This window comes from uncultured Veillonella sp. (assembly GCF_963551295.1).
Classification (GTDB): domain Bacteria; phylum Bacillota; class Negativicutes; order Veillonellales; family Veillonellaceae; genus Veillonella.
In genome coordinates this window covers 14,535-27,336 of the sequence record NZ_CAUVFT010000030.1, presented here as the reverse complement: position 1 = coordinate 27,336, position 12,802 = coordinate 14,535, and the positions used below count along the sequence as shown (strand labels likewise).

At 40.9% G+C, this 12,802-nt stretch carries 10 protein-coding genes; 9 read left to right on the top strand and 1 reads right to left on the bottom strand.

Translation table 11 applies throughout. The features are described from left to right. The first annotated feature begins 2 nt into the window (after positions 1-2). On the top strand, positions 3-581 hold the full coding sequence (locus RYO55_RS08120; protein WP_314984991.1) for a site-2 protease family protein: 579 nt from the start codon (positions 3-5) through the stop codon (positions 579-581). A gap of 197 nt (positions 582-778) precedes the next feature. On the opposite strand, the gene RYO55_RS08115 is transcribed toward RYO55_RS08120, so the two are convergent. Next, entirely contained in the window at positions 779-1,012 is a 234-nt protein-coding gene (locus tag RYO55_RS08115) for a (2Fe-2S)-binding protein (RefSeq protein WP_005378014.1), read from the bottom strand. Between the two features lie 159 nt (positions 1,013-1,171). Here RYO55_RS08115 and RYO55_RS08110 point away from each other — a divergent pair, with 159 nt between their 5' ends. The 8 genes from RYO55_RS08110 (at position 1,172) to RYO55_RS08075 (ending at position 12,754) form a co-directional block, all read left to right on the top strand. Continuing rightward, complete coding sequence (locus tag RYO55_RS08110; protein WP_314984989.1) at positions 1,172-2,320, top strand: glycoside hydrolase family 3 protein; 1,149 nt, start codon at positions 1,172-1,174, stop codon at positions 2,318-2,320. A 142-nt stretch (positions 2,321-2,462) separates the two neighbouring features. Next, positions 2,463-3,614 carry a lactaldehyde reductase gene (fucO, locus tag RYO55_RS08105; protein WP_314984987.1) on the top strand — a complete coding sequence of 384 codons (1,152 nt, stop codon included), beginning with the start codon at positions 2,463-2,465 and terminating at the stop codon, positions 3,612-3,614. A gap of 180 nt (positions 3,615-3,794) precedes the next feature. Further along, a complete protein-coding gene (locus RYO55_RS08100; protein WP_314984986.1) occupies positions 3,795-5,339 on the top strand; it encodes a ClC family H(+)/Cl(-) exchange transporter in 1,545 nt (514 codons plus the stop codon). Positions 5,340-5,527: 188 nt separating this feature from the next. After that, entirely contained in the window at positions 5,528-6,802 is a 1,275-nt protein-coding gene (gene larA / locus RYO55_RS08095; RefSeq protein WP_295228820.1) for a nickel-dependent lactate racemase, read from the top strand. A 56-nt stretch (positions 6,803-6,858) separates the two neighbouring features. Next, positions 6,859-7,656 carry a sulfite exporter TauE/SafE family protein gene (locus RYO55_RS08090; protein WP_295228819.1) on the top strand — a complete coding sequence of 266 codons (798 nt, stop codon included), beginning with the start codon at positions 6,859-6,861 and terminating at the stop codon, positions 7,654-7,656. A 398-nt stretch (positions 7,657-8,054) separates the two neighbouring features. After that, positions 8,055-10,877: an FAD-binding and (Fe-S)-binding domain-containing protein gene (locus tag RYO55_RS08085; RefSeq protein WP_295228817.1), complete on the top strand. Its 2,823-nt coding sequence runs from the start codon at positions 8,055-8,057 to the stop codon at positions 10,875-10,877. Positions 10,878-11,081: 204 nt separating this feature from the next. Continuing rightward, positions 11,082-11,693, top strand: a complete 612-nt coding sequence (locus RYO55_RS08080; RefSeq protein WP_314984984.1) for a TPR end-of-group domain-containing protein — start codon at positions 11,082-11,084, stop codon at positions 11,691-11,693. Positions 11,694-11,854: 161 nt separating this feature from the next. Further along, the gene (locus tag RYO55_RS08075; protein WP_314984982.1) at positions 11,855-12,754 is read left to right on the top strand and encodes a DUF3829 domain-containing protein; all 900 of its coding nucleotides are present in this window, start codon (positions 11,855-11,857) and stop codon (positions 12,752-12,754) included. Positions 12,755-12,802 lie beyond the last annotated feature (48 nt).

Here is a 12,802-nt window from a genome sequence, read left to right as displayed (position 1 = left end):
TGATCATCGCGGCCGCAGGGCATGAGTATGCCCACGCTAAGGTGGCGGATTTACTGGGTGACCCTACACCGCGTATGATGGGGCGCCTTACGATGAACCCTTTTGTACACCTTGATCTCATTGGATCCTTGGCCTTGATTATAGGTGGATTTGGCTGGGCCAAACCCGTTGTTGTAAATCCCACCAATTTTAAGGACCCGCGGACCGATGATATGATTGTATCCATCGCAGGGCCTATGGCGAATCTTGTGATGGCCTTTATCGGCTACGTTGTTATGCGATGCCTCGAAGCAGCGAACTTGTTGGGCAATGATTCCTTGTACCTCGTTTTGTTTCTCATTGTCGTGTACAACATTAACTTTGCCATCTTAAATTTAATGCCTGTACCACCCCTCGATGGCAGCCATATTTTGATGAACTTCTTGCCTCTTAAATGGCAAATTCATGTAGCGCGATTTAGCATGGTTTCCTTGCTCATCTTAATCGTTATATTAAATTCACCGATTGCTTTGCATATCTTTGTGCCCTTGCAAAAATCGATTCTCGGTGGTTTTGAAAGCATCGTTAACTTGGTGCTATAACCCAATAAAACAGCCTTTTAAACTAAAAAAAGCTATTAGTTGATAGTAGATGATCAACTAATAGCTTTTGTGTTTTAGGTGAAAGGGCCCTATATATGGTCCTGCAAAATAGAACAGGCCTGTACTAATTCTAAAGAGCCCTATATGTGGTTCAGCAAAATAGAACAGTCCTCTTCTATTTTAAAACAAGGGTTATGTTAAATACGACCTTGTTCTTTTAGTTCAGCTAGTAATTTTACGATGCGTGGGCCACAGCCCTTGCCACCACAGGCACCAGTGCCTGCTCGAGTCGCTTCTTTTACAGCTGGAAATGTATGAGCCCCATTAAAAATGGCCTCTTTAATCGTTTTGCGTGTAATGCTGCGGCATGTACACACCTTTGTTAATTTGTCCAGAATTGCCTCTGGTACTTGGTTGTTTTCAAATTCCATATATTCCTCTTCGACTCACACGAGTCATTATATACTAAATTACATCGAAACTTTACGATATGGTTTAGTATAGCATAGAAAAGGTTGTTTTGTTAAGTACATATAACATGGTCGAAGATGATATACTATAAGCATTATAAATTATACTTGGAGGTTACTATGTTACGACGTATCTTAGTAGTGACTATGATTGGTGCTTTGGCACTCACATCAGGTTGTACATTTCATAATCCCTTTGCCAAGAAGGCAGAGCCTGTAACCTATGAATCGGTGGTGCAGAGTGAGCTTTCACCAGAAGAAAAAGTAGATAAGCTTGTGGCTAATATGTCCGACGCGGACAAGGTGGGCCAATTGTTGATGATTGGCACTCACGGCATAACCTTGAATGATGATGCGAAATTTATGCTCAACGAATATCGGGTGGGTGGCATTATCTTGTTCGACCGCAACATGGAGAGTAAGGAACAGGTGAAAACGCTCATTACCGATATTAATCATGCCGGTAAAAGTGCGGGACTTATGCCATTGTTCATTGGTATCGACCAAGAGGGAGGCGCTGTGGCGCGTATGGAGGATAAGTTGATTAAGGTGCCCCCTGCAGAAGAGCTGGGTCAAAATTCTGTTGACCGTGCAGCAAATCTAGCCAAACAAGTAGGGACTGAACTTAAGGATCTTGGATTTAATATTAATTTTGCGCCTGATGCGGACTTGGGATTAACCTATGGTCGCTCATATAGCACGAATCCCGACCAAGTCGTTAAGTTTGCAGGGGCGGTGGGCAAAGCTTATGACGAATCTGGCCTATGGTATTCGTACAAGCATTTCCCTGGCATTGGCAAAACCGATGTAGATTTACATGCAGACACCAGCGTGGTACCTGTGTCTAAAGATACGTTACTCGCTGAAGATACAAAGGTATTCGTAGACCTTATTAAACAGTCGAAACCGAATACGTATATGATTATGGTATCCCATGCGATGTATCCACAAATTGACCCTGATCATCCTTCTAGCTTATCCAAGAAAATCATCACTGATTGGCTTCGCAAAGATATAGGCTATAACGGCGTTGTTGTTACCGATGATATGGACATGGGCGCCCTTGCCAAACACTATACCTTCGGCGATATGGCTGTTCAATCTATTCAAGCTGGCAGTGATATTTTACTCGTATGCCATGAGTATGAACACATGCAAGAGGCCTATAATGGGCTTATGAAAGCCGTCAAAGATGGCACCATCTCTAAGGAACGTCTTGATGCGTCTGTAAAACGAATTTTGCTCATGAAAATGAATCATGGTGTATAAATACTAGGTTAATCCATAGTATATAGTGTATTCATAACAACATATTTATAACCTCATATAGGACTTTTTGATACCGATAGAGAATTACTTAAGTATAGTTATTCTCTATCGGTTTATTTCTTATTCGTTAGGAGTGAAGTATATGTCTCGGAGAATTATGTTGAACGGCACGTCGTATTTTGGGCAAGGTGCGATTCAGGAGATTGTAAACGAAATTAAGAATCGCCATTTTAAAAAGGTTCTCGTTACATCTACGCCTGATTTATTTGAGTTTAAGGTTGCTACGAAGGTTACGGATTTGCTTGATGCGGCAGGCATTGCTTACGATGTATATGACAATATTAAGCCGAATCCAACCATTGAAAATGTAACATCTGGTGTGGCTGCTTGTAAGGCAGCTGGTGCTGATGTGATTGTTGCTGTAGGCGGTGGCAGTGCTATCGACACGAGTAAGGCTATTGCTACGATTATGACGAATCCTGAATTTAGCGATGTGCGTAGTCTTGAAGGATTGGCGCCTACGAAACATCCATGCTTGCCGATTATCGCAGTGTCTACTACATCCGGTACGGCAGCAGAGGTTACCATCAACTACGTTATCACTGATGTGGAAAAGAACCGTAAATTTGTCTGCGTAGACCCTCATGATATTCCAATTATCGCCATCATTGATCCTGATATGTCTGCGTCTATGCCAACTGGCCTATGTGCTTCTACGGGGATGGATGCCCTTGTTCATGCCGTAGAAGGTTATATTACAAAAGGTGCTTGGGAATTAACAGATATGCTTCATTTGAAAGCTATCGAGATCATTGGCCGTTCCTTGCGCAGCGCAGTGGCTGGTGAATACGCAGGTCGCGAAGCTATGTCTGTAGGTCAATATATTGCAGGCATGGGCTTCTCTAACGTAGGTCTGGGCATCGTTCACTCCATGGCTCATCCATTGAGTGCTGTGTACGATATCCCTCATGGCAAGGCTTGTGCCATGCTTTTAACGGCGGTTCTTAAATTTAATGCCCCTGAAACAGGTGCTAAATATCGTGAAATCGCTCGCGTTATGGGCGTGCCTAATGTGGATGCTATGGATGAAAGCACCTACCGTCAGGCTGCCATCGATGTTATCCAAAAACTAGCCGACGATGTAGGTATTCCTAAATCCCTCAGCGAAGCTGGCGTGAAACGGGAAGATATTCCATTCCTCGCAGAATCTGCTTTCAACGACGCATGCACACCTGGCAATCCACGAGATGTGACCGTTGATGAAATCATTGGTATTTATGAATCTATATTCTAATTAAGTGTAATCAATAACAATATGGTACAGCATCTATAGGGAAAATTATTCCCCAATAGATGCTGTTCTTTATCTTATGAAATTCTTCTACAAGGGAATTCTTGAAAAAGTAGGAAACGGCAAGTATACTAGTTATAAATATACTGATGTTCGATATGTTTTCCACGAGGAGGAGAATGCATGAAACTTTGGAAACTAAATAAACGCAGCTCTACCTTGGCAGATATGTCGATGAACCGTATACTACTATCTGAACTTATTGCTAAGGGGGCCTTAGTAGGGATTATCGCAGGATTCTTTGGGGCAGCCTATCGATATTTAATCCTTGAGTCTGAGCATATCCGATGGCATCTAATGGGCGATATTTCATTGGAATGGGCCATTGGTTGGTTTATCGCTATGGTCGTATTTGCCTTTATTGTCGATCGATTGTTAACGTGGGCTCCATTATCTGGTGGTTCCGGTATCCCTCAAATTGAAGGGGAAATGCTTGGCTTATTTGATATGAAGCCATATTGTACGCTCATTTCCAAGATGATTGGTGGCGTACTCACTGGCTTTGCAGGATTTTCTGTGGGCCGTGAAGGACCAGCCGTACAAATCGGTGGTTCTGCCGGTAAAATTGTGTCATACTGGATGAATTCTGGCCTTCGTGAACAGCGCATCCTTACATCGGCTGGTGCTGGTGCGGGCCTAACCGCTGCCTTTAGCGCACCTGTGTCGGGGGCCATGTTCGTATTCGAAGAGGTACACAAAAGCTTTTATCCGTATCTGGTCATTCCTACTTTTGTGGCTACGCTTATATCGAACTACATTACGGTAACTATTTTTGGCCTCACGCCGGCCCTCGGATTTTCCGTAACTTCAGGAATGCCGCTTGATTATTTTCCGGTTCTGCTCGGTGTAGGTATTTTAATGGGGCTCTGCGGTGTATTGTTTTGTCGCATGATATTTGCCTTTAAGCGTTTCTTCGAGTGGCTTAAGTGTTCTCGTTTCTTAAAGCTCGTGCTTACCTTTGTAACCGTCGCCGTTATCGGATTTGATTCGCAGCTTTTGTTGGGCGGTGGCAATGATTTAGTAGGCCAACTGGTCTTTCAGCCTCACGGCGTGATGCTCCTCGGCGGCATTGTGCTGGGCAAAATTTTGCTCACTACCTTCTGCTATGGCAGTGGCGCTCAAGGTGGCATCTTCTTGCCTATGCTCGTCATCGGTGCGTCGGCCGGTGCGTTTTGTGAAAGCCTGCTTTCATCGGTAGGGTTAATATCTCCTGATTTTGTACCGCAATTCGTTATCTGTGCTATGGGCGGTATGCTAGCGGCTGCTATGCGAACACCGATTTTAGCAATTTTGCTCGTTCTAGAGATGACGAATAGTTTTTCTAATATTTATGCTATCGGTATCGTTACCATCGTGGCCTATCTAGTGGCAGAACTCTTAAAAGAACCGCCAATTTACGATTCCCTATTACAAGCCATGACTGGTCAAAGCAATTTGGAAAATGTACAAACCTTCTTCCAAACGAAGGTTCCTGTAGTGGCATCCTATGTGGATACACAACTACAAGACCTCAACTTGCCAGACGGGACATTAATTGTAAGCATTCGCCGGAATGGAACATACATCGTGCCTCTAAACGATGTAAAACTACAACCGGGCGATGAACTACAAGTATCGTGCGAACGAGGACAATTAAAAGCAGCAAAATCGTATTTCCAATCTAATTAGTTTAATTATGCTTGCAAGGTGAGCCACCTCAAAAAAGCCGACACGCTATCGCGCTAAAGCGGGACCCGAAGTCGTTTTTTTGAGGTGGCTCACCTTTTTCATATCCTCAACTATAGATTGAAAATACGATTTCGCTGCTTCTGAGTATTTCTGTTATACTTAGTGTATATATAACAGGAGGTACTGGTATGAAGACGTATTCTTTTCCTTATGATTATAAAAGTGTAGATGTGTCTATTGATGAACGGTTCGTACAGGGGGTTCTTGTGTCTAATGCGGCGGCGTATAAGGCGGAAAAGAGTCCGGATGAGCTTGTTGAGGAGGCGCTTGATCATCCGATTAATAGTCCGTCTCTTGAATCATTGGTTGAGGGCAAACGTAATATGGTTATCATTACGAGTGACCATACGCGCCCTATGCCTAGTAAGGTGACGTTGCCGATTTTGCTCCGTCGCATTCGCGCAGTGAATCCGACGATCGATATTACGATTCTGATTGCTACTGGCTTTCACCGGGCTATGACGCATGAAGAGATGGTGCATCGATTCGGCGAGGATATCGTGAATAACGAAAAACTCATCAATCATGATTCTGAGGATGCGGCTAATATGGTGGAAATCGGCATGTTGCCATCTGGCGGCAAGTGTGTCATCAATCGCTTGGCGGTGGAAACGGAATTGCTCATCGCCGAAGGGCTAATTAATCCTCATTTCTTCGCGGGCTTCTCGGGCGGCCGCAAATCCGTGTTGCCTGGTGTTGCATCCAAGGTGACGGTGTTGGCTAATCATTGTGCTGAATTTATTGAAAGCGAGCATTCCCGGACCGGTAAAATCGATGAAAATCCGATTCACAAGGATATGTTGTACGCTGCACGAAAAGCGAACTTGCAGTTTATCTTGAATGTTATCATCGATAGCAAAAAGGAAATCATCAAGGCCGTAACAGGTGATTGTGTGGATGCGCATAAGGAAGGGTATGAGTTTATTCGCTCCTTGTCTTCTGTGAAAGCTATCCCTGCAGATATCGTTATCACAAGTAATGGTGGCTATCCATCTGACCAAAATCTCTATCAATCCGTAAAGGGCATGACTGCTGGCGAAGCATCTTGTAAGGATGGCGGTGTTATCATCATTGCTGCTTCCTGTAAAGAAGGACATGGAGGACAAGCATTATATGAGGCTTTCAAAAATATGGAAAGCCCTCAAAAAATCCTAGATGATATTCACAGTGTACCTCGTAATGAAACAAAACCTTATCAATGGAAAATTCAAATTTTAGCGCGTATCTTGAATCACTATAAGGTCATCGTTGTGACTCAAGATTGCGAACATCAAGTCATTCGCGATATGCATATGACGCCGGCGTCTACATTAGATGAAGCATTGAGCATCGCCCGTGGAACTATGGGTCCGGATGCATCGATTACTATTATTCCTAATGGATCTACCGTGATTGTAGAATAAATTTGTTGTGTTTGAATAACTAGGTGTTATTTGCGTGGTAGCGTAGGAGTGTCAGTATGGTTGATAATATAGTTTTATTCTATCTGTTTTTTATCGTAGTCGGATTTTTTATCGCTATGTTAGGTACTATTATTGGTGCTGGTGGTGGTATCGTATTTGTACCTTTGTTTATGTACTGGTTCCCAGAGTGGTCTCCATCCATGATCGTTGGCACATCGTTGTTTTCTGTTATGTGTAATGCTATCTCAGGATCACTGGCATATCTTAAACAGAAAAAGGTATATATTAGCGCCGCTCTAATCTTTAGTGTAGCAACATTTCCGGGGGCTATTATAGGGGCTCAAATGTCTGATTCGTTTTCTGGGCCAGGATTTAAATTTGCCTTTGGTTGTTTTATGCTATGTGCCTCATTCTTAATTGGTTTTAAGAACTTTGGCAAAAAAGGAGAACGTAAGGAAGAATCTTTGACCAAAGAGCAGGTGACGTACAATAAACCAGTCGGCATTGGCATTAGTATTATTGTTGGGTTTATTTCTAGTATTTTGGGTATCGGTGGAGGGCTCGTGCACGTGCCGGCTCTTATCTATATCATGGGCTTTCCAACACATTTAGCGACGGCTACAAGCCATGCTATTTTGGCTGTATCTACGGCGGTTGGTGTTATTACTCATCTTGTAGAGAACCACATCGTATTTAACATAGCCATCCCTGCTAGTATCGGCGCCATATTTGGGGCCCAAGCAGGCGCTCAAATAGCAAAACGCCTCAGAGCTAAGGCTATCTTGGCACTTATGAGCATCGGCGTATTTGCATTGGCTGTTAAATTGATTATTGGATCTGGGATATTGTTTTAAAATCTATTCCTAAAACGCATAACTAATTTATATTGATAATTGCTAATGTGTAATATACAGGATACTAGGAAAATTCACATAAATATTCATATATGGGTGTAGATCTGTATTCATGCTATAAAGCGGTTGATTCCCATGGATATGCATATTGATGGGGGATACCCATATGGGCTTTCATAAGTAGTTATCATATATTTTTATTGATGTGTGTTCCTAGGGAAACTGCTTATTTTCTGGGTAAATGAAATCAACTTTCAACTAAAGCGTGTTTTGTATTATGCATCTATAGAATTTATATTTCATATACAATTTATGCATAATGGTAGCGAGCGAAATGAGAACGGCGTATACTAGGTATAAAAGAAATTTTCCTAAGGATAGGATTGGAGGCTTTTCAAGTGAGTATATTAGTTAAAGATTATGATCGTTTTGCCAAAGAGGCGCAAGCGATTTGTAAGGATCGTGTTTATACAGACCGTCTGCGCCGTTATGCGTATGGTGTAGATGCATCTTGTTACAGTTATTTACCAAAAGTAGTGGTAAAAGCAGAAAACGAATCCGAAGTACGTCGTCTTATTCGTTTGTGTCAACAATGCGGCACACCATTTACATTCCGTGCAGCTGGTTCTTCTTTATCTGGTCAATGTTCCAGTGAAGACGTGCTTATTGTATGTAATGATGGCTTCAAAAAAATGGAAGTTATCGACGATGGCAAAGCATTGCGTTGCGAATGTGGTGTTATCGGTTCTGATGCGAATGATTTGTTGAAACCATATAATCGTAAAATCGGTCCAGATCCTGCAACACTTGCAACAGCATTGGTAGGCGGTATTTTGAACAATAACTCCTCCGGCATGTGCTGTGGTACTGCACAAAACTCTTATAAAACAATTCGCTCTATTCGCGTTGTCTTATTAGATGGTTCTATTTTGGATACATCTGATAAAAAGAGCATCGATCAATTCCTCAAAGAAAAACCACAAATGGTTGAAGATATCTTGCAATTGCGCAAAGAAATCTTGGCTGATGAAGAGTTGACTCATTTGATTCATCACAAATACAAAATCAAAAATACTACAGGTTACGGTTTGAACTCTCTTGTAGATTTTGAAGATATCATCGATATTATCAATCACTTGTTCATCGGTTCCGAAGGTACATTGGGCTTTGTATCTGAAATCGTGTACAACACTGTTGAAGATGTACCTCACAAAGGTTGCGGTCTCATGTTCTTCAGCACATTGAACGACGCATCTCTTGCCGTTGTAGCCTTGGCTAATATGGGCCGTGAAAAGGTTGTGGCTGCTGAAATGATGGACTATCAATCCTTAAAAGCAGTTCAAACTCTAGATAATGTACCTGATTTCGTTCGTGAAGTTCCAGAAGGTACAAGTGCTATTTTGTTCCAAACCGAAAGTTACTCCAAAGAAATTGTTGATGAAAACTTGGCTTTCATTAAAGAACAATTGAAAGATATTCCAACAGCTATTCCAAGTCTTTATTCTCAAGATCCTAAAGAATACGATTCCTGGTGGGCAATCCGTAAAGGTATCTTGCCAATCGTTGGTGGTCAACGTAGAAAAGGTACTACTGTTATAACAGAAGATGTTTGTTTCCAAATCGAAGATTTCACTAAGGGCATCGAAATGCTTACTGAATTATTCCACAAATACGATTTCGTTGATGGTGGTGTAATCTTCGGTCATGCGTTGTCCGGTAACGTTCACTTTAACATTACTCCTGATTTCAGTGATCCTAAAGATACTAAGAACTTCGGCGATTTGGTAAAAGAAATGTCCGAACGCGTATCTGGTTTTGGTGGTTCTTTGAAAGCTGAACATGGTACAGGCCGTATGGTGGCACCTTTCATCGAAATGGAATGGGGCCGTAAAGCGTATGAAATCAACCGTCGTATCAAAGCTATTTTTGACCCTACTCGCATCTTGAACCCTGATGTTATAATTACTGACGATCCTGATGTGTACAAGAAAAATCTTAAAGCACAATGTGTTATCGATGATGCTTTCACAATCTGTATGGAATGTGGTTTCTGTGAAAAGAACTGCCCTAGCCGTAATTTGACATTGACACCACGCCAACGTATCGCATTGTTGCGTGAAACTAAACGCCTTGAAAATGAAGGTAATTTCGCTGTTGCAAATGAACTTAAAAAAGGTTACGAATATTTCGGTGTTGAAACTTGTGCTGCATGTTCTATGTGTAAAGGTCTTTGCCCACTTAGCATCGATACTGCACAAATCGCATTATCCATGCGTCGCATTGATCCACCAGCACCTGGTTTGGCTAAGAAAATTTACGATAACTTCTCCAGTACTCTTGAAATGTGCCGTGCCGGCGTAAGCCTTGAAGGCATTGCGGGTGCTATTATTACACAAAAAGCAATTTCCAAAATCACTGAAGGTTTACATGGCGTAACTGGCGTAACACCTTATGTACCTAAAACAACACCTAAGGCTAACCGCTATAAATTGAAAAACCGCATTAAACCTACTAACTTTGAAAAGGTTGTATACTTCAGTACTTGTGCGAACCGTGCGTTCCGTCAAAACCAAGGTTATGATGATCAACGCAGCTTGCAACAAGTTGTTGAAAGCCTTTGCAATAAGGCTCAAATCGATATTATCTATCCTGAACATATCGAAAACCTCTGCTGCGGCTTGAGCTTTGAAAACTACGATGATGTACATGAACGTGCTGTAAAAGATTTACACGATGCGTTGATGAAAGCATCTCAAAATGGTAAATATCCAATCGTTATCGACCATAGTGCATGCTTTAACCATGCATTCAAACATATGCCAGATTTAGAAATCAATGATATTTCTGAATTCTTATGCAAATTCGTAGTACCTCGTCTTGATATTACAAAATGCGATGAACGTGTTATTGTTCATAAACAATGTAAAATCAAAGTATTGGGCAAATCTCAATATATTGAAGACTTGGCACGTCTATGCTCTGACCATGTATTCAATATTAAATCATTCGCATGCGATGGCTTTGCTGGTCAAAAAGGTTTCTTCACACCAGAACTTAATAAAGCAGCTACAAAAGACCTTGCTAGTGAAGTTGCCGAATATGGTGCTACACTTGGTGTAAGTTCCAGTTCTACATGTGAAATTGGTCTTGGTGAAAGTGGCGGCATCCCATTCGTAAGCGTTGCATACTTATTGGATCGTTGCTCTAAGGCTAAAAAATAATATGTAAAACCTATAATTGATAGTGTTTACTAGTTGTAGATTTCTATGCTATACTCTGTACAGGTAGAGTTTATGGAATTACTGACAATATAACGAAAAAGGACGAGTTGCAGCTCGTCCTTTTTTGTATATAGTTTTAGTATACTTATAATCATATTTAATACATTACATGATAGTACTTAATAAAAATATAGGGGTTATTATATGAGATATATTCTATTATGTATATGTTTGCTTAGCCTATTAGGTTGTGGCATAGACATTAAGACTCAGCAAGATACTAAACCAACAACAACAGCTAATGAACAAGCTAAAACAATTCAAGGTCAAGATGAACATGTAATTGCCGCCAAACAAGTCCTATCGTCTGGCAATTATGATAAGGCGATAGAAGAATCGACAATAGCTATTAATGTAAATGCCAATAATGCTGAAGCCTATTCTATACGAGGCTTTGCAACAGCACTTAATGGCGATATAGCTAAAGGTTTGATTGATACGAAGAAGGCTTATGATTTAGATCCTAATAATGTGGCTAACTACTATAATATGGCCATGGTCTATAAGTTGCAAGGTCAGTTAAACGATTCTAAACAATGGTTTGAAAAGGTGTTGGAAAAGGACCCTAGTAACACTTGGTCTGTGTATGGTATTGCTACCATTTATGCAGACCAAGGGGATGATACTAAGGCTCTTGATTGGCTAGAAAAGGCTATAAAAATTGATCCTTCTGTAAAGGCGGTTGCAGCCGAACAAGACCATTTTGAACGCTTTCACAATAATGAAAGATTTAAACAACTTGTGGGAAGTAAATGATGTGTATAGGGCTGATCATTGGTCACCCCTGACTCTATTAGTCACTTGACAAATGATAGTTATATGATTTTTACGCATTGGTTCTATTTATACAAATCATAATGGTATATAATTAGAATGTATAAACTAAGCTGTATATTGATGAAAGGAGAGAATTCATCATGAAACCACTTGGCAAAAGGATTGCAATGGCTGTATTGTGTGCAGTAACGTTGACAGCACCTTTGTTTTTGAGCGGTTGTAGCATGTCAGAGCTATGGCAGGGCACTGAGCAGAGCCGTAAGGAAATTGCACAGCGGTCGGAACAGAATCAGGTACAATTATTTAATCAATATGTGAAAGCCATAAGCCGATATAATCGTATGTCCGTTATGTTTGATTATGCGAATACACCGACGATTAATGATTTAAAAGCAGGCGAGCATTTAACTGTATTTAATGCACCGAATTTTAAGCAGCTACAAAAAGAATTAGAAGAGGCTAAGCAAGTCGGTATTCCTTATGATGAAATGAAGGAGCCTTTAGATAAGTTGCTTTCAAAATTGAATGAAATTATACCGGTGGCCGAAGAGCTCGATGCATACTATAAATCTAAAGGGTATACTACAGATAACTATGCTAAGGAGCAGCAATTAGGTCCAAAATATGTACAGTTGTATGAGCAATTTGTGCCTATCTATGCAGATTTTGATAATCTGATGCATAAAATCAACCTCGATCGATTACAACAACGGTTACAAGAATTGCGCGATGCAGGTAAGAAAAACGCAGCCGCAGCACAAGAGGTTCATTTGAGACTTACCGCTATTCTTGAAAAGTTAGATAATGAAAAACAATTGGATGTGAACGCGATTAATCAAGAGTTACAAGCTATTGGTGATTTGTCTAATGGCATTACTAGCTCTAATTATGATACTGTTAAGACCTCTGTAAACTCTACAATCGGTGCTATTCGCACTTATATGGGTTCAAAACAAGATAAGGACTATACTCGTATGGTTGAGGCTTATAACCATTATATTTCTAATATGAATACGACAAATATGAATGAGTTAGATTAATAAGATCTGAGTTTATTTACGTTAGACACGTGTAAAACGAACACATAA